The organism is Paraclostridium benzoelyticum, assembly GCF_001006285.1.
Classification (GTDB): Bacteria; Bacillota; Clostridia; order Peptostreptococcales; family Peptostreptococcaceae; genus Paraclostridium; species Paraclostridium benzoelyticum.
The window spans coordinates 1-25,841 of the sequence record NZ_LBBT01000170.1; the positions used below are offsets into that span (position 1 = coordinate 1).

Consider the following 25,841-nt stretch of genomic DNA (forward strand, 5'->3'; position numbering starts at 1 on the left):
TCTATATTTATTAACTCTATAAAATCAGAAAAAGAAAAAGCAAAAAGAGCAATTGTAAACGAAAAATTAGATATGCAATATAAATATTATTTAATGGTTAAGGAATCACAAGAAAAAATGAAACAAGTATATCATGATATGAATAATCATATGGAAAACATAAGATCACTAAAAAATAGTAGTGAAGACGTAAATGAATATATTAACAATATCGAAGATGAAGTGAAAAATAATAAAAATATTTATAATACAGGAAATGCTTTATTAGATATTATATTATATGAAAAAAGTAAAGAGTGTATAAAAAATAATATAGATTTTAGTGTAGGCATAGATTTTAGTAAATGTGAATTCATAGATATGATTGACATAAGTAGTATATTTTCAAATTTAATAGATAATGCAATAGAAGCATGTAATAAAATTGATGATAATAATATAGAAAAATATATAACTATAAAGGGAATCTTTATAAAGAGCTATTATGTTGTAAGATGTGAAAACAGCAAAACAAATAAAGTAATAATTAAAAACAATAAGATTTTAACTTCTAAAAAAGATAAATTTCTTCATGGAATAGGTTTAGATAGTATAAAATCTTCAATAAAAAAGTATAATGGAGAATTAAAAATTAAGAATAGTGAGTTTAAATTTATAACTAGTATTCATATCCCATTCGAGTAAAAATTTAATAAAAATATTCGATTAACGTGACAGTTGTCCGTAAAAAAATACCACTTGTCGGACTTATATTGAATACGAATTTTAGAAATGTTACCTTTGATGATAAAGAAGGTAACATTTTTTACGCTTAAGAAATTTATGATTAACGAATATTTGTGTATAACTTATGTAACATAGTGATACAAATATTTTGGTGAAAGTAAAAAATGACATTTTGAGCAACGGACGGAGTCGTTTGAGTAACGGGACACGAGTTTACCGAGTGGACGTTGACGACATGAAATTTGAGCGACATGAGCGAAGCGAATTTTTTATGAAAGTATTTAATACAAGAAAGAAGGGGTGGAAATTTGATTACATTTAAATTAGCAATATCTTATATGAAAAAACAAAAAGGAAAAACTATAGCACTATTATCAAGTATTGCACTTGCAGTTATGCTTATTTTCTCTATGAATGTAATTAGAGATTCGGGATATGATTCTCAAATACAAGAAGCAAAAGATTTACATGGTGATTATCAAGTATGGTTTGAAAGACTTAATATAGATAAAGTCAAACAATTAGAAGCCGACAATGAAGTGAAAAAGGCAAGTAAAGTTAAATATTTTTGTGAAATAGTCAATAAAGAAAATGGGGTTAAGTTAGATTTAAATTCTTATGATGAAAATTTTATAAATTCACTTAATTATAAGATAGTAGGAAGAGAACCAAGAAAAGATGGGGAAATAGTTATAGAAAAAGAAGCTGCAGAACAAATGGGAATAAGTAACCCATTAAATAAGAATATAGATATGTTGTTAATGAATAATTATGTTGATGTTAATAGAATAAACAAGATAGATAGTAAAAACAAAACATTTAAAATTGTTGGATTAATTGAAAAACCAGATAGATATTACAGTTCTCTATCTAGATCAATAAGTGGTGTTAAGACTCAAGCTTTTGTATATAAAGAAGCTAAGTTACCTATAAAAACTAAAGATACATACAAAGGAACGATATTTCTTAAGTCTGAAAAAAATACATCTAATTTTTTAAATAGGATGGAAAAGAAATTAAATCTTAGTCTTAATGATGGATATTTTTATGAAAATGCCGAAGTTAGTGCAGCTAATTTTTTCAAAGATATATCTAAAAATAATATAGAAAATATCAAAAAAATAATTCTTTTAGTTATTGTATCTAGTCTTGTAATATATAATATTTTTAATATTATTCTTAAAGATATGACAATTCAAATAGGACTTATGAGATCGATTGGTATGTCGAGGAAGAAAATAAAGACTATGTTTGTACAGTTAAGTCTTATTTATATAGTTTTAGGGACGGTGATAGGTATATTATTTGGGATGATTGTGTCATATATTGGAGTAAGATTAGTATATGATCATAGTTCTAGATTAACTATACAAGGTATAAGTATAGCCTACTCTTTTATAGTATCAGTAGTATCAGTAGCTATAAGCAGTTTTATAGTAGTTAGAAAATCTATAAAGATGTCTATAGTTGATTCAATAAAGGACAGTGAAAAGTATAAGAAAAAATCAAAGAAAAAGAATAATAATACAACTAGAAGACAAAAGAACATAATTAGAAGTATTGCGATTAGGAATATATGGAGAAATAAAACTAGAACTATTATAACAATTCTTGCAATTACAATGGTTGGAACAATGTTTATATGTAGCTTTGCATTAAAAGACACATTGAAAACCAACATAGAGGAAGGTATAACTGGTGGTATCTGGGGAATGTCATATGGAAGCGTAGATAAAACTGTGAGTGGCAGTTATAATAGGTCAGAAAATTTATTTTATAAAGTTGATAATGATATGATAGAAGATATAAAAAATATAGAAGGAGTGCAAAGTGTAGAACCAAACTTTTATAATCCTGACGGACATATCTTACTTTCTAAAGATAAAATATCTAAAGCTTATCAAGAAGAATTAAACAGAAATACTGAACTGTATAAAGATGAATATAATAATGAGTATCCACTTCTTATAAGAGGATATAGCGATGATATGTTAAAAATTAGAGGTTCATTTATTCAAGAAGGGAAAAATTTGATAGATGCTAAAGTTGGACAGTATAAAAAGGTTATATTAGTAAATAACACCAATTCACAAGTTACTCATTCGTTTGAAGCAAAGGTTATTGACGATGTAAATGTTGGGGACATCATAGATGTAAAACTACCTGTATATAAAGAGGGTATTAAAAAGTATGAAACTTTTGAAGTAGAGGTTAGTGCTATTATGAAAGAAGTTTATGCAGCATCTCAAGATGGAAATGTTGATGCAAATGGAGCACAAGTAATATTTAGAGAAGATGATTATAGAGAATTAACGAATCAAAAGGATTATAATAAGATTTATGTAATGACTGAAAAAGGTGAGGCGGATTTAGTTGAAGAAAGATTAGAGAAACTGACAAAAGATTATGCATTTTCTTCAATATCGGGTAAAGGTGAAGATATGAAACTTATTGGAGCACAACAAAGTTCAGAAGATAGACTTAATGTAATATATCAATGCTTAATTTTACTTATACTTTCTGTCAATAGTATTTTTATTATGAGAAGTAATATTATTGCAAGGAAAAAAGAGATATCAACACTAAGGGCGTTAGGGATGAGTCTTAAGGATATTAAAAGAACTTTGATAATAGAAAGTCAATTTTATGGAATGATTGCATCTACAATAGGTGCTATAATTGCAACTGTATATCATTATGTAGGAATTTCAAATGCTAATAAAAGTCTTATGGAAGGAAGCTTTGAAAGAACTATAGAATTTAATGTGCCTTGGAACCAAATAATTATATTATTTACAATATTTATAATTATAGGATTCGTTTCAGTCTATGTATCTAAAGATAAGATAGAAGGAATATCAATAACAGAAGGAATTTCAGAAAATGATTAAATTTAAAAAGAGTATAAAGTAACAATGAGGGAGCAGAGAGTTATGAAAAAATTAATTATAAAAAATATAGAAAAGATATATGGAAAAGAAGATAATAAAGTATATGCATTGAATGGCATAGATTTGGAAATAGAACCTAATAAATTTATAGCTATAATAGGTCCAAGCGGTTCGGGTAAAAGCACATTACTTCACTGTATGGCGGGGCTTGATAAGCCAACATCAGGAAATGTGTATCTTGATGATATAGATATTTATACTATGAATGATGATAAACTATCAAAGATAAGAAGAGAAGAATTTGGATTTATATTTCAAAGTTATAATCTAATACCAGTTGTGAATGTATATGACAACATAATTCTTCCTGTATCTGTAGATGGAAAAAAAGAAGACAAAGATTACATAAATACTTTAATTAAGAAGCTAGGTATTTCAAGTCAAATTAATAAATTTCCAAATGAACTTTCGGGAGGCCAACAACAAAGAGTAGCAATAGCTAGAGCACTTGCAAACAAACCTTCTATAATATTTGCAGATGAACCTACTGGAAACTTAGATAGTAAAACTAGTAAAGAAGTTATGGACATGCTTTGCATGAGTGTAAAGGAATTTAATCAAACTTTAGTCATGATAACTCATGATGAAAAAATAGCAAAAATGGCTGATATAGTTGTAACTATAGGCGATGGAAAAGTAAAAAGTATAGAAAAAATTAGATAATAGTTAAAGTGTATATACTAAAATAACAGAAAGAGAAGGGGGCGTATTTACGACTCCCTATAAATTAATAATAATGTTATAAATTTATTTGTTTATGCAGATTCCAAAGATTTAAATATTCCAGTTTATAATATAGGTGACTCAAAAGATTAGGAATTTAGAGAACTTTCTAGTAGGTTCGGGATTAGTTAGAACTTTAAACTTTAATTTGTATAGGTATTTTGTTAATATAGATATAAAGATAAGATTAAAGGAGATAGACCATGGAGTATACTAAACAACAAATACAGGAAATACAAGCTAAGATGATAGATATATTAGAAGAAAATGGAGAGATGAGATTTGGAAAATTAGCAAAAATGCTGATACATTCGGGAATGGCTGAGTCGAGTTTTATAGTACAAAAAATATTAAAAAGAGGATGCACTGAATATAAAGAGTTTGATGGGAATGAATTATTTGTAACACCTAAAACAGGATTTTGGAAGTTAGTAGATTAATTTTCTAAGAAGCACTGATTTTAAGGCTTAGGCTTTAGATCAGTGCTTTTCTTTTGTTTATAATACAGTCTTGGTCAAATTTAATACAGAATTATTTATGACCTTTGAATAATACCAATACAGATGATATAATTTATGTGATGTATTCTATTCATAATATAAAAATATAAATTAATATAAAGGAGTGTTATCTTATGCAAAATAAACCAGCACTAGTTATTGTTCCTGGCTCTGCGCAAAGACTGTAATATATATACAGAACTAAACTTTGTTCGGAGCCGAGATTAAATTCGGTTAAGTTGTTTTGTGCAGTCTTTGCTTAATTATTTACGAACTAAAAAGTAAATAGGAGCGAGAATCATGAAATACGAAAAAGCACAAAATATATTACCTGAAGATGTTATTGAATTAATTCAAGAATATATAGATGGTGGATATTTATATATACCTAGAAAGCCTAGTAATAAAAAATCTTGGGGAGAAAATAGTGGAAGTAAGAATGATTTAAAGAAAAGAAATATAGAGATTTTTAACAAGTATAAAGAAGGTATATCTATTAAAGAACTTACTAAGCAATACTACCTTACTGAAAATAGTATTAGAAGAATTATTAGACAAGAAAAACAAATTATATAAATAGAAAGTGTCTCAAATGATGTTTATAATTATTTGAGACACTTTCTATTTGTATAACTTAAAAAGTCTATATTATTACAGAAGTATTTATAAACTTGGTTACTATATTTTAAAATGTTATGATTTTAATATGAAAATTAATGCAAGAAACGAGGAATGAAAATGAGCATTTTAATAGTTGAAAATATGAGCCATGGGTTTGGAGATAGAGATATATTTAAAGGTATATATTTTAGATTATTAAAAGGAGAACATGTAGGACTTGTGGGAGCAAATGGTGAAGGTAAGTCAACTTTTATGAATATAATCACCAATAAAATAATACCTGATAGTGGAAATATACATTGGAGTAGCAAAATAAATGTTGGATATTTAGACCAACACACTCATCTTAAAGAAGGAAAATCTATAAGAGATACTTTAAAGGAAGCATTTCATAATCTATTTGATATGGAATGTAAACTTAATAATATATATAATCAAATGGCTTCAATGGATATGGGAGAAATTACGAAAGCTATTGAAAAAACTAATGATATACAAGAAATTTTAATTAAGAATGAATTTTATAGTATAGATTCAAAAGTAGAATCAGTAGCACTTGGTTTAGGCCTTAGAGATATTGGCTTAGACAAAGATGTTTCAAAATTAAGTGGAGGTCAAAGAACGAAAGTATTATTAGCAAAATTACTTTTAGAGAAGCCAGATATATTACTATTAGATGAAAAGCACATAGAATGGTTAAAAAAATATCTACAATCTTATGAAAATGCATTTATATTAATATCTCATGATTTAGATTTTTTAAATAGTGTTGTAAATATAATATGTCATCTTGAAAATAAATCACTAACAAGATATGTCGGTAATTATAAAAGTTTTATGAAGATATATGAATCCAATAAACTTCAATTAAGGTCCGCTTACAATAGACAGCAAGAGGAAATTTCTAAGCTTGAAAAATATATTGCAAAAAATAAATCAAGGGCATCAACAAGTGGCATGGCAAAGTCCAGACAAAAAAAACTAGATAAAATTGATAGAATAGAAATAGCAAAACATAAGCCAAAGCCAAAATTTAAATTTATGGAATCTAAGGAATCAGGAAAGCTTATATTTGAGACAAAAGATTTAATTATAGGGTATGATAAACCGTTAAGTAAGCCTATAAATATAAAAATGGAAAGAGGCCAAAAGATAGCTATAATTGGTTCAAATGGAATAGGAAAGACAACCTTATTAAAAAGTCTAATTGGAATTAATATACCTATAAGTGGAAATATAAAAATTGGAGAACATCAAGAAATAGGATATTTTGAACAAGAAACAAAAATAGAAAATGACAATACGGCTTTGGAAGAAATATGGAATGAATTTTATAAGTGCAATAGATATGAATTTTATAAGTGCAATAGATATGAAATTAGAAGTATGCTAGCCAGATGTGGGCTAACTAACGAGCATATAGATAGTAAAATAAGTATACTAAGCGGAGGAGAGCAATCAAAGATTAGACTATGTAAACTTATGAATAGATCAAGTAACATATTAATTTTAGATGAACCAACAAATCATTTAGATATAGATGCAAAAAATGAACTTAAAAGAGCATTAAAAGAGTATAAAGGAAGTTTGATTTTAGTATGTCATGAGCGTGATTTTTATAAAGATATTGTAAGCGATGTATTAAACTGTGAAAACTTAAAAATATACTCCACAATTGAGAACCCATAAAGATGTATTGGTTAAATAGTCAATACATTTTTACTTACATGTGGATTATATCATAGCAACAAATCTATATATTTTATAATAGGTTCTGTTTTAAATAAGTGTTGATATTAGAATCATCTGCCTTAATTATGGAATACACCTTATCTCTGTTCAAATGCTCAAAAGCATATTTTTACAATTATATTCTTCTTAAAGAAGGACGACAATTTATTTTGCTTTATTGATTATATATATACTTTAATCTATAATTAGTTTTATAAAAGTTTTTATAAAACAAAGGGAGAATTTTATGATTAAGAAAAGTAATATTGAAGACTATAAAATGTCAAATAAAGCTAAAATAGCCAAATTTATATATAAACAAAATGAAACTTCAAAGCAAGAAATTTGCAAATTGCTAGGCCTTAGTATGCCTACGGTGCTACAAAATATAAAAGAATTAATTGAGACTGGAATTGTTGTTGAGGTTGGGAAATATCAATCTACTGGAGGTAGAAAGGCAAAAGTACTTTCTATTTCTGAAAATATTAAATACTCAATAGGAGTAGACATAACCAATAATCATATAAGCTTTGTATTATTAAATCTAAAAGGGAATATGATAAAAAAAGAAAGAATTAGATGTAGGTATGAAGACTCACTAGATTACTATGAAACATTGGGTAGATTAGTAGATAATTTCATTAAAGAATCTAATGTAGATATAGATAAAATATTAGGGGTAGGTATATCTATACCAGGAATTGTAGATGAGGATAACTTAATACTAACTCGTTCTCATACGCTAAAGTTAAGTAATATAAGTTTAAAAAACTTTATCCAGTTTATAAAATATGATACATGTTTTAAAAATGATGCAAATAGCGCTGCATATGCTGAAATTACCTTAAATAATAAGCAGTGTATATATTTATCTCTTAGCAACACTGTAGGAGGGGCTATCTATATGAATAATAGTATTTATATGGGTGATAACTTAAAAAGTGCAGAGTTTGGACATATAATAATTAGACCAGATGGTAAGTCATGTTATTGTGGTAAGAATGGATGTGTAGATGCTTATTGTTCTGCAAATGTATTATCTCAGAATTCAGATCATGATTTAGATTTATTTTTTAAAGAATTAGAAAACGGAAATGAAAAATATTTAAGTATATGGAATGAGTATTTAGATAATCTTGCTATAGTCGTTACTAACTTAAGGATGGTATTTGATTGCCATATAATTTTAGGTGGATATGTAGGTGGTTACCTAGAAAATTATATTTTAGATATTAATAAAAGTATATCTAAATACAATAGTTTTGAGATTGACACTTCTTATGTAAGTGCTGCTAAATATAAAAAAGAAGCCTCAGCAGTAGGTGCTGGGATACAGTTTGTAGATAATTTCTTTGATTCGCTAATATAAAGTTAAAATTACTATATGATAAGTTAAATTATTATTATCATATAGTAATTTTTTTATTTTGAAAAAAGTTTTAGCAAAATATTGATTTTTAGTAATAGATATGACATAATGTAATTACTTTTATAAAATGTTTTATAAAAGTAATTACATATTAGGGGGAGTACAGATGAAAAATAAAATGAAAGTCGCAGTAATGAATGGAATAGGTAAAATGGGATTTATAGAAAAAGAAGTACCACAACCAAAAGCTAATGAGGTTCTTGTTAAACTAGAATATGTAGGTATTTGTGGATCAGATCTTCATTATTACGAGACAGGTCGTATAGGAGATTATATTGTAGAACCACCATTTGTACTAGGTCATGAACCAGGAGGAGTTGTATTTGGAGTAGGAGAAGAAGTGAAACATCTAAGGGTTGGAGATAAAGTAGCACTTGAACCAGGAAAAACATGTGGACACTGTGAATTTTGTAAAACAGGAAGATATAATCTTTGTCAAGAAGTAATATTCTTTGCTACACCCCCAGTAGATGGAGTTTTCCAAGAGTATGTATGTCATGAAGCTGATTTATGTTTTAAGCTTCCGGAAAACGTTAGCACAATTGAAGGATCATTAATTGAACCTTTAGCTGTAGGTTTTCATGCAGCGATTCAAGGACAAGCTCAAGCTGGTCAAACAGCAGTTGTAATGGGGGCTGGATGTATAGGACTTGTAACTATGATGGCATTAAAAGCTATGGGAGTTTCTAATGTATATGTAGTCGATATTATGGAAAAAAGATTAGAAAAAGCCTTAGAATTAGGTGCAACAGGTGTTATTAATTCTAAAGAAGCAGATCCTGTAGAAATGATAATGAAATTAACAGATGGCAAAGGTTGTGACTTAGCTATAGAAACTGCAGGTGCTGAAATAACTACTATTCAATGTATACATATGGCTAAAAAAGGTACTAATGTAGTGTTAGTTGGATATAGTAAAACAGGGGAAATGACATTACCTATGAGTTTAGTATTAGATAAAGAACTTACATTTAAAACAGTATTTAGATATCGCCATATTTACCCAATGGCAATAGAAGCTGTTGCAAACGGAAAAGTTAATTTAAAAGGAATAGTAACAGATGAGTTTACTTTAGATGAAGTTCAAAAAGCTATGGATTATAGCGTAAATAACAAAAGTGACATAGTAAAGGCTGTTATTAAAATATAAGAGATGCATAGTAAATTACTTAATTAAATAAGGGGAGATAACATGATTGAAAACACAATATCAGATGTAAATAAGAATAAAAGTACAAGTGGAAAAGTACCTTTAATAAGTAAAATTGCTTATGGTATGGGAGATGTAGGTTGTAATTTTAGCTGGATGTTTGTAGGAAACTTTTTAATGATTTTTTATACTGATGTGTTTGGGATAAGTATGGCAGCTGTATCTATGCTTATGCTATTTTCAAGATTTTGGGATGCTGTAAATGATCCTATTATTGGGAGTTTGAGTGATAGAACAAATACAAGATGGGGCAGATATCGTCCATGGTTATTAATTGCAGCACCTTTAACATCAATTGTATTAGTATTAACATTTTGGGGACATCCTGATTGGAGCGATACCTCAAAGATAGTTTATATGGTAATAACTTATTGCATTCTTGTATTGGGATACACTTGTGTTAATATTCCCTATGGTACATTATGTGGAGCTATGACTCAAGATATAGAAGAAAGAGCTAAGATAAATACATCACGTTCAGTTAGTGCCATGATAGCTATAAGCATTATAAATATTATTACAGTACCATTGATAGATAATTTAGGTAATGGAAATGCTCAAAAAGGTTATTTATTAGTTGCTATAGTCTATGGAATTATATTTGCCTTATGTCATATATTCTGCTTTGCAAAAACTAAAGAAGTGGTAGAGGGTCCTCAAAAACAAAAACTATCTCTAAAAGTTGAGCTTAAGGCAATTCTACAAAATAAACCTTACATATTAGCATTTATTGGTCAATTATTATTTGGATTAACGCTATATGGAAGAAATGCAAATGCATTGTATTATTTTACTTATGTTGAAGGTAACGTTAAATTCTTTAGCACATATTCACTAGTTATTATGATTCCATCTATAATAGGGGCAGCATGTTTTCCTTTATTATTTAAATGGACAAAAAATAAGGGTAGAGCGGCATCAGTTTTTGCAATTTGCACAGGTATATCTATGATAATTCTTTATAAATTTAGCATAGGCACATCACCAATAATATTTTACATATTATCGGGGTTAGCTCAATTTTTCTTTTCAGGATTCAATACTGCTATATATGCGATTATTCCAGATTGTGTTGAGTATGGTGAGTGGAAAACAGGTATAAGAAATGATGGTTTTCAATATGCATTTATTTCGCTAGGCAATAAAATAGGTATGGCTTTAGGTACGTCTGTATTAGCTTTATCACTAGGTGCCTTTGGATATGTTGCAAATCAACCGCAAAATAAAGTAGTACTAGCAATTATGAAACATTCATTTACAACTATACCAGGTGTAATGTGGGTTATTACAGGTATTGTATTGTTAGCATATAAGTTAAATAAATCTACGTATAACGATATAGTTGAAGATCTTAAAAATAGATGAGAAGCTAGGAATTAAATGTTAAAGGAGATAGAAAATGAAAAAAGTAATTTGTATAGGAGAAGCACTTATAGATTTTATATCTATAGATACAGGTAAAAACTTAATTGATACTTCAGGTTTTATAAAAAAAGCAGGTGGAGCTCCTGCCAATGTTGCAGCAGCAATATCAAAATTAGGTGCTCAAGCTTATTTTTGTGGAACTGTTGGAGATGATGCTTTTGGTATGTTTTTAGAAAATACTTTTAATAAAAATAACATAAATACGAATTTAATGTTTAAATTAAAGGACAAGAATACTACTTTTGCATTCGTATCATTAAAGGAAGATGGAGATAGAGACTTTGAATTTGCAAGAGGTGCAGATGAATTTTTATCTTTTGAAATGATAAAAAGTGATTTGGACAAATTTGATTTATTCCATTTTGGAAGTGCAACAGCGTTTTTAGAGGGAGAACTAAAAAATACTTATTATAAATTAAAAGAGTATGCTTTAAATAATAATAAATTAATATCTTTTGATGCCAACTATAGAGATAGCTTATTTAAAAATGACAAAGAGATGTTTATAAATTGTTGCAAAGATTTTATCAAAGGTAGTGATATAGTTAAATTAAGTGAAGAAGAAGCTTATTTAATTAGTAATAAAGACAATATTGAAGGAGCTGCTGATTATCTCATAAATTTGGGATGTAAGAATCTTGTTATTACCTTAGGGAAAGAGGGGTCTATGCTGGTAACTAAAGAAAAGAAAGTATTGATAAAAACAAAACAACTAGAAATGAAAGATGCTACAGGCGCAGGAGATGCATTTATTGGAGCTGTTTTAGCTCAAACACTAAATGAACCAAGTAAAAATATTGAAGAAATTGTGAAATATGCTAATTTAGTTGGTGGTATTACTACAACTAAGTTAGGGGCTTTGGAGTCTATACCTACTTGGGATGAAGTAAAGAGTTATTTGTAGTAATATATATTATAAAGTTGATTAAGAGGTATTAGAAATATAGTCTAATATCTCTTTTTAATATGAGCGATCTCAATTACCAATTGAAATAACGATTTAAAAAGAAACAATTTTGAAATTTGAATGAAAATAATCTATATGGTATAATTTGGAAAAACATGTAAAATAAAAAGTACTAAGGGGAGCAGTTATGGATAAGGCGATATTTATAAAAAATTTGAAAATAAACTTCGAAGGGAAAGAAGTTTTAAAAGGTATAGATTTAGAGATAGACAAGGGGAGTATCGTAGGATATATAGGTCCAAATGGAGCTGGGAAAAGTACAACTGTCAAAATAATTTTAGGACTAGTTGAGGGTTATACAGGTGTAGTTGAGGTTTTTGGAGAAGATATATCAACTGGAGATGAAAAATATAAAAAAAGGATAGGTTATGTACCAGAGATGGCAGAAGTGTATGAATGTTTAACTGCGAGAGAGTACTTAACATTTATAGGCCAGCTTTATGGGTTAGAATACGATACTGCAGATAAAAAAGCTTATGAACTGATGGATGTCTTAGGAATACAAGATGCATATAACTCACGAATTGGATCTTTTTCAAAAGGGATGAAACAAAAGGTAGTTATAATCTCAAGCTTAATACACAATCCAGATATACTATTTTTAGATGAACCGCTAAGTGGTTTAGATGCAAATAGTGTAATGATAATAAAAGAAATTATGATAAGCTTGAAAAAAGAAGGTAAGACAATTTTTTACTCATCACATATTATGGAAGTTGTAGAAAAAATAAGTGACAGAATAGTGCTATTAAATAATGGAGAAATAGTTGCAGATGGTAACTTTAATGACTTAAAAGAACGTGTACATGAAGAATCTCTAGAACAAATATTTAATCAACTTACAGGCTTTAGTGAACATAAAGAACTTGCCGAAAAATTTATATCTATATTAAAAGAGGTGTAGGATATGCAAAATTTTATTTCGCTAAAGATACTTGATAAATTTAGATTTTTATATGAAAAATTAGGAGTTGATTATGATGATATGAGACTAATACTAAGTACAAAGTTAACTATAGATTCCAGGAAAATATCTAATTTGTTAAATAATAATCAATATGGAGAATCTTCAAATCAATATAAAATAATGCAAATAGTATATGCAATTATTGGATTATGTATGATGATTATTATAATAAATAGTCAAAATATATTCACAGCTATGGCTTTATACTTTTCTATGTTTATGTTTTTTATGATTACAACATTTATATCAGATTTTTCATCTGTAATATTAGATATAAAAGATAAAGGGATATTAGCTACAAAAGGAATAAGTCTAAAAACATTAAATGCATCTAAAATAACACATATTTTAATATATATGATAAGTATAAGTATATCATTAAGTGGATTTACAATAATTGCATCAATAAAGTATGGTTTAATATTTTCTTTGGTATTTTTAATAGAAATATTGCTTATAGATATTTTTATGGTAATTCTATCTGGACTAGTTTATTTATTTATATTAAAACTATTCAAGGGAGAAAAACTTAAAGATGTAATTAGCATTATACAGATTATAGTTACAATGGTATTTAGCATTGCATATATATTTGTAATTAATATATCGCAAAGCATGAATATATTCAATAATGTTGGCTTAGGGGTAGTAAGCTATATTTTACCACCTTTTTGGTTTGCAGCTCCATTTGAAATAATAACAACAGGAAATATAAATAGAACATTGGGTATACTTTCTTTTTTAGCTTTTGTGATACCTATAATATCAATTTTAATATACATAAAATTTACACCAGTATTTGAAAATAAACTTCAAAAACTTAGTGATGAAAGCTATAGTAAAAATATAAAAAAGTATAATGTTACAATGACACTAAGCAAAGTTATATGTAAAGATAAAGAAGAGAGAATATTTTTTAACTTTATTTCTAATATAATGAAAAATGATAGGGATTTTAAGAATAAAGTCTATCCAACCATTGGACTTTACTGTGTATATCCTATATATATGATCTTTGATAAGAACGAAAAATATATAAGTTCATATATGTATATGTTTTTATATTTTTCTTTAATGATAATTCCCAACATAATGATAGTTATAAAATATTCTAAAAACTATAAAGCATCATACATATATAAAACAGTAAATATAAAAAATAAAATGAATGTACATAAGGCATCTGTTAAAGCTTGTTTGATTAATTTAATACTTCCACTTTATTTAATTCAATCTATAGTTTTTGTATATTTTTATAAATTTAGTATAATACCACATATAATAATTACATTTTTAGTTGCAGTATTTATCATAATAATCACATTTAAAACAATCGATAAAGGTATGCCTTTTTCTCGACCAATTAATGTTCTTAAAAAAAATGATGGAATAGTAGAGAATTACTTAATGATGTTTTTAATACTTATTATGGGAGGTATTCATTTACTTATTTCGTTTATAGGGTCATTAGCAGTAAGTATGTATCTAATCGTTATTTTTATAGTAGACTTAATTTTGTTTAAAAAAACTTTTAATATGAGGTAAAATACTTAATAGATAAAATTTTAAGGGGGGATTATAATTAAAATAACAATTTGTGAAGATGAAATAGAGATGAGACTTTTAATAGAAAACTACATTAAGAATATATTAGATGAAGAAAATATAGAATATGAATTAAGCAAATATTGCTCTGGAGAAGAACTATTAGAAGCTAATTTAAAAGATGTAGATATACTACTTTTAGATATAAAAATGGACAATATTAATGGGATGGATGTTGCAAGGAAAATTAGAGAATATGGAAATAAAATGGAGATAATATTTATAACCTCTTTAATAGATTATGTACAAGACGGGTATGAGGTAAAAGCTTACAGATACTTATTAAAACCTATAAATTTCGAAGAGTTAAAGAAACATTTATTAACATGTATTAAAGAAATCAAATTAAGTAAACATAATTATATAATAATAAAGAATAAGTCTAATACATATAAGATTAACTCAAATGAAATAACTTATATAGAAGTCCAAAAAAAGGACATGCTAATACATACTATAAACAAAAATTTCCAAGTAAAATACAGTTTAGAAAAAGTAGAAAAAGACTTAAACATAGACACATTTGTAAGATGTCATAAAAGCTTCATAGTTAATCTAAGTTATGTAGAAAATATAAAGTCAAATATTGCAATATTGGAAAGTGGAGAAGAAGTGGCTGTTAGTAGGTATAGATATAAAGATATAAAGACTAAATTCTTAAAATTTCTTGGTGATTCCATATGTTAAAATTTACATCTTACATAATATTAGGGTTATCAATACTTATACAATTTGTTATATTTAAAGCATTAATAACTTATAAAAAAGAAGGAAATAAAAATCAAAAAATTGTATTTTATATTTTAGTATCATTAATTTATATCATATCTATAATAAATGGATTTAAAAAATACACTATTAGTATAAATTATTTAATTGATGCTATAGTATTTATTATTTGGGGGATATATTTTAATTACTTTTATAATGTAAGATATGTTAAATATGTAGTTTTATTTTATTTATTTAATGTATATTACGATTTATACGAAGAAGTTGTATATAGAATATTATTCATTGGATTTACTGGAAGTTCTATATCATCTGAACAAGCACTTTTAGTATCTTATGGTGATGGGATCAAAGTTCAAATATGTTCGTATATATTCATAATATTTACCTTTGCGATACTTATGTTTATTAACAAGAAGTTAAATTTATTTAATAGTGAAAAAAGAAATTATATATATTTACTTATTGCATTAATGGCTAATATTATTAATATAGTTGGAAGATACACAATGGGAGTTTATCCTATAGGAAATTATTATGCTCTAAGTAAGCTGTTGTTTGAATGGAAGATGTCAGTACCGGTACTGCAAGATGAATGGCCTTATTTTGATCAATTGGTGATTCCAAAATTAGTAATAGCTAGTAGCATAATTATAATAATAATATTTAGAAGAACTATAAAAGAAAATAAATTAAAAGCTCAGAATGAGCTAATGCAAAATAAATTAGATATGCAATATAAATATTATTTGAGCATTCAAGAGTCCCATGTAAAGGTTAAAAAGCTTTATCACGATATAAATAATCATATTTGTTGTATAGATAATCTTAAAAATAATAGCTCAGAAGTTGATGAGTATATTAATAATTTAAAAGATGAAATTAAAGATTTTAAATGTATTTATAATACAGGTAATATGATACTTGATATTATAATAAATGAAAAAAGTAAAGTATGTACAAATAAAGGAATTAACTTTACATGTGATATTAACTTTTCAAAAGTTAACTTTATAAAACCGATAGATGTATCTAGTATATTTGATAACATTTTAGATAATGCAATAGAAGCATGTGATAAAATAACTTATGAAGATCTTGATAAATATATTAGAATTAAAGGAACTATAATAAAATCATTTTTTATAATTAAATGTGAAAATAGTAAAGTTAATAGTGTTAAAATTTATAAAGATATATTATTAACTGATAAAATAGATAAATTTATGCATGGAATTGGAATTCAAAGTGTTAAGTCATCTTTAGAGAAATACAATGGAGAAATATTATTTGAAGATGAAAAAAATAAATTTATGATAAATATATACATACCACTCAATCAAAATACTGACAGTTGGGCCAATTAACTTACTAGTTGGGGCATATATATTGATAATAAAAAATAAGGATGTTATCTTTTAATAGCAAAAGATAACATCCTTATTTTTTATTTGGTAAAATCTTTTGATACTAAGTAAATTATAAAAAGGGGGAGTAATTTTATGGGAATATACTTTAAAATGTCACTATCATATTTGAAAAAAAATAAACTTAGAACTTCACTTTTAATATTAGGGGTTGTATTAGGTGTGGTCTTAATATTTGGGACAAATGTTATAAAAGAATCCAATGGTAAAAATAGTGTAAAAGCAATAAATAAACTTTATGGTGGATATCATGTTGAATTTAGAGGTTTAAATTTTAATAGTACTGAAAAGTTAAAAAATGATGAAAATACATCAAAAATTACTACAATACAAAATTTAGGTAATATTGCAGATCGAAAAGGAAATTCATTTTATTTAAAATCGGCAAATGAAGATTACATGAATAGGATGTCAAGTAAACTGATAAAAGGCAGACTTCCTGAGAATAACAATGAAATAGTAATGGATAAAAAGGCTATAGAAGCAATGAATATATCTACTGGATTAAATTCTAACTTAGATTTTAAAATAAAAAAGAAGTATAAAGATTCAGAAGGAAATAGCAAATTTTACACTACAGATAAAATCTTTAAACTTGTAGGAATTACAGAAAAGCCAAAGGGATTTTATGATACTATATATGAAATTGAAGCATTTACTTATGGAAATAATGAAAAGGATAATATTATACCAGAAGATACAATTACTTATAATAGTCTTTTAAGTTTAAAGAGTGGTTGGAAAGATGTCAGGGGACAAGCTGAAAATCTTATGATGAAACATAACTTAGGAAAAAATAGTTATCTACCAAATGTGCCCCTTGTACAAAAATTAATGGACGTAGAAATCGACAGCGACGATACAAATGCTTATAAAAGTCAGGCTTTAATCATAATGACATCTGTAATTTTTGTATTTAACATTTTTAATATAACACTAAATGAAACGATAAAAGAAATGGGGTTACTTAGATTAGTAGGTTCAAGTAAAAAAAATATTAGTCTAATTATAGTATACCAAGCATTAATTATAATGGTTGTAGGGATATTGATTGGATTAATTATAGGTGTTGGGTATTCATATGTAGGAATAAATATATCAGATCCTTCACTGTATAAAGAAGCAGTAATTAAGCCTAAATTATATATAAGTAATGAAAGTATTATGAAGGCTATAATACCAGGTGTACTTTCCGTTATTGTTTCTTGTATTGTACCTATCATAAAGGTTAGTAATATATCACCTATTGGATCCATAAAGAAAACAGATAAGATCAAAGGTTCTAATAGAAGCTATAAATTAAATAAGTTTTTAAACAAAATATTTGGAGTTTATGGATTTATGGGACTGAAAAATATTGGAAGGAATAAAACTAGAGCATTTATATCAATGGTATCAATTGCACTAGGGGGATATGTATTTATAACTACATTTTCAAGTATGCAAGGTGAGGTAACTGATAAAATTGAGAATATGCAAAATCTATATGATATAGAAATGCAATTCTTTGGAGGTACTTCAGATATAGATAATTTAAAATACACAGATAGCGATGTAAATGAAATAAAAAATATAAATGACGTAAAAAGTATAGATGCTATACAGATAGTAGATGGATTATTTGAATTTAAGAAGGATGATATAAACAAAGAATTTATAGAGTACAATGGAGTAAAGAAAAAAAATAAAATGGAATATGACACCACGTTAACATTATATGAAAATGATTATATAAATAACAAATTAAAAAATTTTGTAGAAGAGGGAAATATAGATGACATTGGAAACGTAACAGATGGTTGTCCAAATGTAGCAGTATATAATTACTTTTATGATATAGTTAAGGATAGTACAATTAAAAAAGTTTTTACGAATATGAAGGTAGGAGATATTATCACAATAAAAATTCCAATTACAGAAAATGATAAAACTGTATATAAAGAAAGAAAAGTAAGGGTATGTGCAATCTTAAAACCTGATTGGATAGCATTAGGTGACGGTAATTTTTCTCCTACGTTTAAGATATTCGCATCTAATAAGGATTCTAAAGCGATTACTGGTGAAAAAAAATACACTAAGTTAGGTATAAATTTACAAAACCCATATGATAAAGCTGTAAATAAAGAAATAGAAAAAATTTCTAATAACATACCTTTATCTAAATTTAAAAATAAGCTAAGTTTTTATGAGATGCAAAAAAATAGCATTGAGAAGTACCATAAGTCACAGCTATCAATCATAGCATTGGTTCTTATAATAGCGGGAATTAATATATACTGCACAATAAGAACAAATTTACTTATTAGAAAGAAGGAGATTTCAACACTTAGAGCAATGGGATTAAGTATGAAAAATATGAAAAAAATGATTGTGTATGAAGCTCTAGCTTATGCAATATTAAGTTTTATTATTACTTTAATTCCAAGTACAATAAACTTAATTAAATTTGTAAATTGGAATAATAATGCGTATGAAAATTTTGGTATAGAGCATTTCATGAATTTTACATTCCCAGTTAAGGAATCAATTACATTTCTCGTTATATCTATTGCTGTATGCATACTCGCAGTAATTACAAGTAATAGAGAGTTTAACAAGATTAGTATTACTGAAGGGATAAAAGATAATGATTAAATTTGGATATAAGTAATTTTTATACACTAAGAAGTAACAAATATTATTATTTTGGGAGGAATTTATGAAAACTTTAAAAACTATAGATTTAAGAAAAGTATATGGTAAGGGGGATAGTGAAGTAAGAGCTATTGACGGTGTTGACTTAGATATACAACCTCATAAATTTACAGCTATCATTGGGCAAAGTGGGTCAGGAAAGAGCACACTACTTCATTGTATGGCAGGACTTGATAAACCTACTTCAGGAAAAGTATTTATGGATGATTTAGATTTATATACTTTAAATGATGATAAGTTATCAAAAATAAGAAGTGAAGAATTTGGTTTTATATTCCAAAGCTACAATTTAATACCAGTTATAAACATTTATGATAATATAATATTACCTGTTTCACTTAGTGGTAAAAAAGTAGATAAGGAGCATGTAGAAGATTTAATACTAAAATTAGGCCTTAAATCTCAAGTAAAGAAATTCCCCAATGAATTATCAGGAGGGCAACAACAGAGGGTGGCAATTGCTAGAGCTCTTGCAAACAAACCTTCAATTATATTTGCAGATGAGCCAACTGGAAATTTAGATAGTAAAACAACTAAAGAAGTAATGGATATATTAAAGTTTTGTGTTAATGAATATAAACAAACATTAGTTATGATAACTCATGATGATGAAATTGCTCAGAGTGCCGATAATATTATCACGATTAGTGATGGTAAAATTATATCTAATTAGTTATATTCATTGCAATTTCAATCTAAGAAATAAAGATACTTTAAATATATAATTATCATTGATTAAATTTAGAATAAAAAAGCTCTAAAAGGTAGATATATTTTTATATTACTAACTTTTAGAGCTTTTATAATAAGTTTTTATGAATTTTTGTATCTCTCTGCTAAATATTTCATAGTATCAGAAATTTTAGAAGGTGTGTAATTTTCTTCGAAAATTTTAAAATTATTATTTAAATGTGTATCATTTTTAAAATTAGAATCGTAATTATGATGAAGATGGTATATAGTATGGAATTTTAAAGTGGTTACATTAGGAGTAGCAGCTAATAAAACTTCTCTAAAAGCTGTGTCAGTATGGCCCCAACCTTCAAATCTATCATCAAAGCAACCTGTTTTATTTAATAACTCTTTTTTTATCATACAAATAGAGTTTAAAGGATAATGGAAATATTGACCTGCGAAATTTTCTAAGCGTTGATTGAGAATTAAGATATTATTATCCATTATATGTTTAGAAAATTCAGGCGTAAGTCTTATTAATAAATCATGTGTAAAAACTACATCATAAATTTCTATCATTTCAATACATTTAGTAACAGTATCGGGATTTATTATTACATCGCTGTCCATGAAAAGTAGATACTTTCTAGTAGATTTTTTTATTGCATCATTTAACGATTTAGCCTGATTAAATACACCTTCATTACAACCAATACATATTTCAGCATCAGGCATTAAAGATTTATATCTATTAATAACAAATTCAAAAATTTTAGATCTTTCGGGGGTACTTTCTTTATATGGAATTATAATTGAAATATCATTAAACATTTTACACCATACCTTTATTAATAAAATTTTAAAAAAATAAATAATTAATATTATTATATGAAGTTATATATTGTAAAGTTACTGAAGAAATATGTATAGTTATTAAATAAATTCTCTAAAGAAAGCACTATGTGAATAGATTTTATATGCAGGAATATAATAAAGTGTAAAGAAAATTAAATTCTAGGAGAATGATTTAAATGCTAAAGAGTAGTGTTCTATTTACAAAAAAAGAACTAAGGACATTTTGTACTTATAGGTTAATTTTTGGGATAGGTTATAGTGTTATGATTCCTATAATACCATTGTATCTAAACTCAATAGGAGTAACCACTGTAATGATAGGAACAATACTTTCTTTATACGGAGTTAGCAAAGCAATAGTTCAAATACCTTTTGGAGTTATATCTGATTTTATAGGTGATAAATTAGTTTTAATGCTAGCTATTTTACTAATGGTATTTATACCTTTTTCATATACGTTAAATAAATCTCAATTGATATCTGGATGGATATATATAATTCAGGGGGCTATATTAGGTATGGCTGCACCAGCTACATTTTCAATATTATCAAGATCTCTAGATCTCAAAAAAAGAGGAGAAAGTACAGGGCTAGCTTCAGCAGTGTTTACCTTTGGTGGAGGAATTGGAGCAGCTATAGGAGGATTTATAGTTTCAAAGGCAGGAGACTATAATTTATCATTTTATACATCATCTATAATAATATTACTATCATTAATATATGTAAAATTAAAAATAAAAAGGAATAGTAATCATTGTAAAACAAGAGCAAGTAGATCATGCAAATCAAATAATATATTTTCAGAAATAAGGAAATTTAAACTGGGATATAAGATATTAGTTTTAGGTACTATTGCATTTTTAGGAGATTTTATATATGGTTGTGTTGTTGCACTTTTTCACTTTTATGGAAGAGATGTGTTAGGAGCAACAACATCATATACATCTGCAATAATATCTATATATCTAATTGTATTTGGAGTAGGTGCGCCTATTGCGGGTTGGGTAAGTGATAAGATAGGAAATAAAAGGCAATTGTTCTTATCATTTGCTGTTATGAATATAAGCTTATTAGGACTGGCGCTAACAAGAAGTATACCTATTTTTACTGTAATTATTATAGTGTATTTTTTAGGTGCAACTTTTTTAAATGCATCATTACAAAGCTCATTATCCGAATTCGGAGATAAGCCAAGAATTAAAGGGATTGTATTTGGATTTGTAGGAGCAGCAGAGTCATGTGGATATGCATTTGGACCTATAATATCAGCGTATATATATGAAATAAACAAATCTTTTTTATTCTTTGGACTACTTTTTGTTTCAATTATAGTTTCTATAGTTTATCTAGGACTACATAAAAAAGCGTGTATATAATTACAGAGTTTTTAAAGTTATTACAATTTATACCCGATGAGTTTAATATAATACAAAACTCATTGGGTATAAATAATTTAAAAATATAACTTGTATAAACTTTTATTTTCTTCCATCCAAATATGCATATCTTTTAACATAACTTCATATGGATTTACTTTGTAGTTAAAATCTTTTTTTACTGAAATTAAGCTTTTATCACAATGAATTTCTTCAAATTTTTCTATTTCAATATTATCTTTTTTGAATTCACTTTTCATTAAATTTAGTAAATTGTATTTAGAGATCTTAGTCTCGTTAGCTATGTTGTAAATACCTTGTATATTTAAATCTAATGCTTTATCTATAACCTTTGCAAGTTCTAATGTTGTAATTCCATTCCAATACACATTAGTAAAACCTTTTATAATTCCTTCTTGATGCATAAACCAGTTAAATAACCCACTTCCGTTTTTTAATTCAGGACCTATAATAGAAGTTCTAATTGTAAGTGAATTCTTACCATATATTTCTCCAAAGTTTTTGCTTAATCCATAAATACCGTCTTCATCTTTAAAAGATTCTTCTGAATAGTTTCCCTTAGAGCCATTAAATACACAATCTGTACTTAAATGTAATATTTTTATATTTTTCATTTCTCCTATTCTATCTAGTAGTTTTGGGAAAAATGTATTTACATATATAGTGTTTTTAATATCTAGTTCAGCGGATTTATTTAATACACCTATGCAGTTAATAATTACGTCTGGATTTACATAATCAATTATACTATTTATTTTATTAATGTCGTTTATATCACATAGTATGCTATTTTCATTTAGTTTGGAATTATGACAAACATTATATACAGTGTATTTTTCTTTAATTTTAGATAGATACATTGAAACCATATGTCCTGCCATTCCCGTGGCACCAAATATTAATACTTTTTGCATATAAACCCTCCTTAGTGTTTATTCCAAACATTTCTATTTATATAATCGATGTAACTTACGATACATCGTACAATTTTTTTTGAAACATTTTCAGTATCATAATCTTTTACTATATTCATACAGTTATCACTAGACTGACCAACTACAATATCTATTGAGTTTTGTATTGTATCGTAATCTAAGCCACTCATTATTAAGGTGCCTTCATCCATACCTTCAGGTCTTTCGTGGGAGTTTCTTATAGTTATTGCAGGAAATCCTAGTATAGAGGACTCTTCAGTTATGGTACCGCTATCAGATAAAGTACAATATGCATTTAATTGTAAATTTATATAGTCAAAGAAACCTAATGGTTTTAACAAAATTATTCTTTGATCGAGTTCTAGATTTTCTATAAGATCTATTTTTTTTTGAGTTCTAGGATGTGTAGAAAAGATTATTTTTTTATCATAATGGTTTGCTATTTTATTTAATGAAGTAAGAAGCTGTGCAAAATTATTGTCTAAATCTAAGTTTTCTTCCCTATGGGCACTAACGACGAAGTAATCTTTTGGATTTAAGGATAGGGATTTTAATATGGAAGACCGATTAATTTTATCCATATTATATTTAAATACCTCTTTCATACTAGAGCCAGATTTGATTATAGTTTCTGGTCGTATTCCCTCGGCCTCTAGATATTTTCTTGCATGTTCTGTTAGTGTAAAATTAATATCACTTAAATGGTCTACAATCTTTCTATTTATTTCTTCGGGGACTCTTAAGTCAAAACATCTATTTCCTGCTTCCATATGAAATATGGGTATCTTTTTCTTTTTAGCAGCAATTACAGATAGGCATGTATTTGTATCTCCATATATTAAAATTGCATCGGGTCTTTCTATATCTAATAATTCATTAACTTTTACTAAAATATCAGCAATTGTTTCTATAGCATTACCTTTTGCTGAATTTAAGAAATAATTTGGTTTTCTTATTTCTAAATCTTTAAAAAATACTTCATTAAGTTCATAGTCATAATTTTGCCCAGAATGAACTATTATGTGATTCGTATATTTATCGAGTTCATTTATAACTCTACTTAATTTTATTATTTCGGGTCTAGTTCCAATTATAGTCATTATTTTTATCATAATTTAACCTCACTCAATTGCTTTATTTAGAAAATGAATTTAGTTTATTTTTTATAAAATCAAGATTTAATAACAAATCTTTTGTTTCTTCTAAGCTCAATCTATAAGTGTTATGAGAATTATAATCCTCTAAATAAGAGACATGATCTTTTCCGGATATAAAATACTTATCATAATTTAAGTCTCTATTATCAGCTAATATTCTATAGTAAGAACCGCAATCCTCAGACTTTGAAAGTTCTTCCCTTGTAGCTAGTGTTTCATATAGTTTTTCACCGTGTCTTGTTCCTATAGTTCTAATTTTTATATCGGATGCATTAAATATTTCAATTAAAGCTTTTGATAGACACTCTATAGTTGAAGCTGGTGATTTTTGTATAAATAAATCACCTTGGTTACCATGCTCAAATGCGTATAAAACAAGTTCAACTGCATCATCTAAGCTCATCATAAATCTTGTCATATTTGGATCGGTTATAGTTAAATCTTTTTTATTTTCTATTTGTTCTATGAAAAGAGGTATTACGGAACCTCTAGATGCCATAACATTTCCATATCTAGTAATACAAATTAATGTATCATGAGGGTCTAATAGTCTAGATTTAGATATAGCTATTTTTTCCATCATTGCTTTTGATATGCCCATCGCATTTATAGGATAAGCAGCCTTATCAGTGCTTAAACAAACAACTTTTTTAACTCCATTGCTTATACATGCATTTAAAACATTTTCTGTTCCCAATATGTTTGTTTTAACTGCTTGAAGAGGGTAGAATTCGCAAGATGGAACTTGCTTAAGAGCAGCTGCGTGAAATACATAATCAACTCCTTTTAGTGCATAATTAATACTATCGTAATCTCTTACATCGCCAATATAAAATTTTATTTTTTCGTTGTTGTATAATCTTCTCATATCATCTTGTTTTTTTTCATCTCTACTAAAGACTCTTATTTCTTTTATATTTGAATTAATAATTTTTTTTATTAAAGCATTTCCAAATGAACCAGTACCACCAGTTACTAAAATTGTCTTATTATTAAACATAGTTTCACCCTTATTTCATGAATTTTAATGTCGTTATGTTTAATATTATGATGAAAAAGTTTGAGGTGTGCATAATAACATAATTTTTTTAATCTCATATTATATAAATATATA

The 25,841-nt window shown here is 26.7% G+C and carries 21 protein-coding genes; 17 read left to right on the top strand and 4 right to left on the bottom strand.

Annotation, left to right across the window (positions count from 1 at the left end; all coding sequences use genetic code 11):
- From VN21_RS07825 to VN21_RS07900, 16 genes are all read left to right on the top strand, one after another.
- On the top strand, window positions 1-684 hold a 684-nt coding region (locus VN21_RS07825; RefSeq protein WP_046822753.1), incomplete at its 5' end, for a sensor histidine kinase.
- A gap of 380 nt (window positions 685-1,064) precedes the next feature.
- On the top strand, window positions 1,065-3,617 hold the full coding sequence (locus tag VN21_RS07830) for an ABC transporter permease (protein WP_084822011.1): 2,553 nt from the start codon (window positions 1,065-1,067) through the stop codon (window positions 3,615-3,617).
- Between the two features lie 42 nt (window positions 3,618-3,659).
- Window positions 3,660-4,340 (top strand): ABC transporter ATP-binding protein, encoded by a 681-nt coding sequence (locus VN21_RS07835; RefSeq protein WP_046822755.1) that lies wholly within the window; start codon window positions 3,660-3,662, stop codon window positions 4,338-4,340.
- A gap of 263 nt (window positions 4,341-4,603) precedes the next feature.
- Entirely contained in the window at window positions 4,604-4,840 is a 237-nt protein-coding gene (locus VN21_RS07840; RefSeq protein WP_046822756.1) for a hypothetical protein, read from the top strand.
- Window positions 4,841-5,200: 360 nt separating this feature from the next.
- On the top strand, window positions 5,201-5,476 hold the full coding sequence (locus tag VN21_RS07845; protein ID WP_046822757.1) for a CD3324 family protein: 276 nt from the start codon (window positions 5,201-5,203) through the stop codon (window positions 5,474-5,476).
- Window positions 5,477-5,638: 162 nt separating this feature from the next.
- Window positions 5,639-7,210 carry an ABC-F family ATP-binding cassette domain-containing protein gene (locus VN21_RS07850; RefSeq protein ID WP_046822758.1) on the top strand — a complete coding sequence of 524 codons (1,572 nt, stop codon included), beginning with the start codon at window positions 5,639-5,641 and terminating at the stop codon, window positions 7,208-7,210.
- 289 nt (window positions 7,211-7,499) lie between these two features.
- Window positions 7,500-8,621 (top strand): ROK family transcriptional regulator, encoded by a 1,122-nt coding sequence (locus VN21_RS07855; protein ID WP_046822759.1) that lies wholly within the window; start codon window positions 7,500-7,502, stop codon window positions 8,619-8,621.
- A 166-nt stretch (window positions 8,622-8,787) separates the two neighbouring features.
- Window positions 8,788-9,831: an NAD(P)-dependent alcohol dehydrogenase gene (locus tag VN21_RS07860; protein ID WP_046822760.1), complete on the top strand. Its 1,044-nt coding sequence runs from the start codon at window positions 8,788-8,790 to the stop codon at window positions 9,829-9,831.
- Between the two features lie 42 nt (window positions 9,832-9,873).
- Window positions 9,874-11,256: an MFS transporter gene (locus tag VN21_RS07865; protein ID WP_046822761.1), complete on the top strand. Its 1,383-nt coding sequence runs from the start codon at window positions 9,874-9,876 to the stop codon at window positions 11,254-11,256.
- Window positions 11,257-11,290: 34 nt separating this feature from the next.
- The gene (locus tag VN21_RS07870) at window positions 11,291-12,220 is read left to right on the top strand and encodes a carbohydrate kinase family protein (protein ID WP_046822762.1); all 930 of its coding nucleotides are present in this window, start codon (window positions 11,291-11,293) and stop codon (window positions 12,218-12,220) included.
- A 190-nt stretch (window positions 12,221-12,410) separates the two neighbouring features.
- A complete protein-coding gene (locus VN21_RS07875) occupies window positions 12,411-13,187 on the top strand; it encodes an ABC transporter ATP-binding protein (RefSeq protein ID WP_046822763.1) in 777 nt (258 codons plus the stop codon).
- Between the two features lie 3 nt (window positions 13,188-13,190).
- Window positions 13,191-14,795: a hypothetical protein gene (locus tag VN21_RS07880; protein WP_046822764.1), complete on the top strand. Its 1,605-nt coding sequence runs from the start codon at window positions 13,191-13,193 to the stop codon at window positions 14,793-14,795.
- Window positions 14,796-14,828: 33 nt separating this feature from the next.
- Window positions 14,829-15,542, top strand: a complete 714-nt coding sequence (locus VN21_RS07885; RefSeq protein ID WP_046822765.1) for a LytR/AlgR family response regulator transcription factor — start codon at window positions 14,829-14,831, stop codon at window positions 15,540-15,542.
- Window positions 15,536-16,954, top strand: a complete 1,419-nt coding sequence (locus tag VN21_RS07890) for a sensor histidine kinase (protein WP_046822766.1) — start codon at window positions 15,536-15,538, stop codon at window positions 16,952-16,954. The genes VN21_RS07885 and VN21_RS07890 overlap by 7 nt, the downstream gene beginning before the upstream one ends.
- A 135-nt stretch (window positions 16,955-17,089) precedes the next feature.
- A complete protein-coding gene (locus tag VN21_RS07895) occupies window positions 17,090-19,648 on the top strand; it encodes an ABC transporter permease (RefSeq protein ID WP_046822767.1) in 2,559 nt (852 codons plus the stop codon).
- Between the two features lie 64 nt (window positions 19,649-19,712).
- The gene (locus tag VN21_RS07900; protein ID WP_046822768.1) at window positions 19,713-20,381 is read left to right on the top strand and encodes an ABC transporter ATP-binding protein; all 669 of its coding nucleotides are present in this window, start codon (window positions 19,713-19,715) and stop codon (window positions 20,379-20,381) included.
- 140 nt (window positions 20,382-20,521) lie between these two features.
- On the opposite strand, the gene VN21_RS07905 is transcribed toward VN21_RS07900, so the two are convergent.
- Window positions 20,522-21,214, bottom strand: coding sequence for a glycosyltransferase (locus VN21_RS07905; protein ID WP_046822769.1), 693 nt, complete (start codon window positions 21,212-21,214; stop codon window positions 20,522-20,524).
- A gap of 200 nt (window positions 21,215-21,414) precedes the next feature.
- Here VN21_RS07905 and VN21_RS07910 point away from each other — a divergent pair, with 200 nt between their 5' ends.
- Complete coding sequence (locus tag VN21_RS07910; protein WP_046822770.1) at window positions 21,415-22,614, top strand: MFS transporter; 1,200 nt, start codon at window positions 21,415-21,417, stop codon at window positions 22,612-22,614.
- A 77-nt stretch (window positions 22,615-22,691) separates the two neighbouring features.
- On the opposite strand, the gene VN21_RS07915 is transcribed toward VN21_RS07910, so the two are convergent.
- The 3 genes from VN21_RS07915 to VN21_RS07925 are packed head-to-tail and all read right to left on the bottom strand — an operon-like array spanning window position 22,692 to window position 25,727.
- Window positions 22,692-23,549, bottom strand: a complete 858-nt coding sequence (locus tag VN21_RS07915; protein WP_046822771.1) for a dTDP-4-dehydrorhamnose reductase family protein — start codon at window positions 23,547-23,549, stop codon at window positions 22,692-22,694.
- An 11-nt stretch (window positions 23,550-23,560) separates the two neighbouring features.
- Entirely contained in the window at window positions 23,561-24,682 is a 1,122-nt protein-coding gene (wecB, locus tag VN21_RS07920; RefSeq protein WP_046822772.1) for a non-hydrolyzing UDP-N-acetylglucosamine 2-epimerase, read from the bottom strand.
- A gap of 22 nt (window positions 24,683-24,704) precedes the next feature.
- Window positions 24,705-25,727 (bottom strand): polysaccharide biosynthesis protein, encoded by a 1,023-nt coding sequence (locus VN21_RS07925; RefSeq protein WP_046822773.1) that lies wholly within the window; start codon window positions 25,725-25,727, stop codon window positions 24,705-24,707.
- Between the last annotated feature and the right edge of the window lie 114 nt (window positions 25,728-25,841).

What these genes read in the sequence shown, in the direction of transcription:
- VN21_RS07830 (WP_084822011.1), top strand. Translation starts at nt 1,065, where the DNA reads ATGAAAAAACAAAAAGGAAAAACTATAGCACTATTATCAAGTATTGCA.
- VN21_RS07835 (WP_046822755.1), top strand. Translation starts at nt 3,660, where the DNA reads ATGAAAAAATTAATTATAAAAAATATAGAAAAGATATATGGAAAAGAA.
- VN21_RS07840 (WP_046822756.1), top strand. Translation starts at nt 4,604, where the DNA reads ATGGAGTATACTAAACAACAAATACAGGAAATACAAGCTAAGATGATA.
- VN21_RS07845 (WP_046822757.1), top strand. Translation starts at nt 5,201, where the DNA reads ATGAAATACGAAAAAGCACAAAATATATTACCTGAAGATGTTATTGAA.
- VN21_RS07850 (WP_046822758.1), top strand. Translation starts at nt 5,639, where the DNA reads ATGAGCATTTTAATAGTTGAAAATATGAGCCATGGGTTTGGAGATAGA.
- VN21_RS07855 (WP_046822759.1), top strand. Translation starts at nt 7,500, where the DNA reads ATGATTAAGAAAAGTAATATTGAAGACTATAAAATGTCAAATAAAGCT.
- VN21_RS07860 (WP_046822760.1), top strand. Translation starts at nt 8,788, where the DNA reads ATGAAAAATAAAATGAAAGTCGCAGTAATGAATGGAATAGGTAAAATG.
- VN21_RS07865 (WP_046822761.1), top strand. Translation starts at nt 9,874, where the DNA reads ATGATTGAAAACACAATATCAGATGTAAATAAGAATAAAAGTACAAGT.
- VN21_RS07870 (WP_046822762.1), top strand. Translation starts at nt 11,291, where the DNA reads ATGAAAAAAGTAATTTGTATAGGAGAAGCACTTATAGATTTTATATCT.
- VN21_RS07875 (WP_046822763.1), top strand. Translation starts at nt 12,411, where the DNA reads ATGGATAAGGCGATATTTATAAAAAATTTGAAAATAAACTTCGAAGGG.
- VN21_RS07880 (WP_046822764.1), top strand. Translation starts at nt 13,191, where the DNA reads ATGCAAAATTTTATTTCGCTAAAGATACTTGATAAATTTAGATTTTTA.
- VN21_RS07890 (WP_046822766.1), top strand. Translation starts at nt 15,536, where the DNA reads ATGTTAAAATTTACATCTTACATAATATTAGGGTTATCAATACTTATA.
- VN21_RS07895 (WP_046822767.1), top strand. Translation starts at nt 17,090, where the DNA reads ATGGGAATATACTTTAAAATGTCACTATCATATTTGAAAAAAAATAAA.
- VN21_RS07900 (WP_046822768.1), top strand. Translation starts at nt 19,713, where the DNA reads ATGAAAACTTTAAAAACTATAGATTTAAGAAAAGTATATGGTAAGGGG.
- VN21_RS07905 (WP_046822769.1), bottom strand. Translation starts at nt 21,214, where the DNA reads ATGTTTAATGATATTTCAATTATAATTCCATATAAAGAAAGTACCCCC.
- VN21_RS07910 (WP_046822770.1), top strand. Translation starts at nt 21,415, where the DNA reads ATGCTAAAGAGTAGTGTTCTATTTACAAAAAAAGAACTAAGGACATTT.
- VN21_RS07915 (WP_046822771.1), bottom strand. Translation starts at nt 23,549, where the DNA reads ATGCAAAAAGTATTAATATTTGGTGCCACGGGAATGGCAGGACATATG.
- wecB (WP_046822772.1), bottom strand. Translation starts at nt 24,682, where the DNA reads ATGATAAAAATAATGACTATAATTGGAACTAGACCCGAAATAATAAAA.
- VN21_RS07925 (WP_046822773.1), bottom strand. Translation starts at nt 25,727, where the DNA reads ATGTTTAATAATAAGACAATTTTAGTAACTGGTGGTACTGGTTCATTT.